Here is a 1,035-nt window from a genome sequence, read left to right as displayed (position 1 = left end):
CAGTAATAGCTGTAACTCCACCATTTAAATACAATGCACCACCATTTAAATTAGCATTATTCTTATTAAAACTAGTAGCAATGACATTTAAATCATCTAAGCTGTAAATAGCTCCACCATTAGCTGATGCATTATTATTTAAAAATAAAACACTATTAACAACTAATTTACCATTACTGTAGACTCCACTACCATTAGTCGCTTTATTATTGGTGAAATTAGAATTATTTAAAATATTTACAGCACCACTATTAATATATAGCCCAGCACCATTAGAACTAACAACATTACCTGAAAATTCAACAGAATTAACGGTTAAATCAGAATTAGTATAAATCCCACCACCATTAACGGCTTTATTATTATTAAAAATAGATTTACCAGTAATAGTTGTAATTCCACCATTTAAGTATAATGCTCCGCCATTAGTGGATGCATTGTTTCCATTAAACTTAGATGAAGAAATTTGTAAGTTTTTAAGAGAATAAATAGCTCCACCACTGCCAGTTGCAAAATTATCATTAAAATTAGCTGAAACAATACTTAATACACCATTAGAATAAATCGCACCACCGTTAACTCCACTATTGGATGAAAAATTTGAATTGCTTAATATTCTAGTTGTTCCTCCATTGACATATAATGCTCCACCATTGGATATGGCATTATTTTTGCTAAATATAGAATTGGAAATATTTAAATCATCTAAGCTGTAAATAGCTCCACCATTAGCTGATGCATTATTATTTAAAAATAAAACACTATTAACAACCAATTTACCATTACTGTAAACTCCACTACCATTAATAGCTTTATTATTAGTGAAATTAGAATTATTTAAAATATTTACACTGCCACTGCTAATATATAGTCCAGCACCATTAGAACTAACAATATTATTTGAAAATTCAATAGAGTTAATGGTTAAATTAGAATTAGTGTAAATTCCACCACCATTAATAGCTTTATTGTCATTAAAACTAGATTTACCAGTAATAGCTGTAACTCCACCATTTAAATACAATGCACCACCAT

General features: G+C 28.9%; 1 pseudogene. It reads right to left on the bottom strand.

Annotated elements, in window-relative coordinates:
- A pseudogene (locus MBCUR_RS02895) lies at positions 1-1,035 on the bottom strand (hypothetical protein); the annotation flags it as partial.

It is taken from the genome of Methanobrevibacter curvatus (genome assembly GCF_001639295.1).
Lineage (GTDB): Archaea > Methanobacteriota > Methanobacteria > Methanobacteriales > Methanobacteriaceae > Methanoflexus > Methanoflexus curvatus.
Note: the sequence above shows the minus strand (reverse complement) of the source record. Positions and strands in the feature narration are given on the sequence as shown.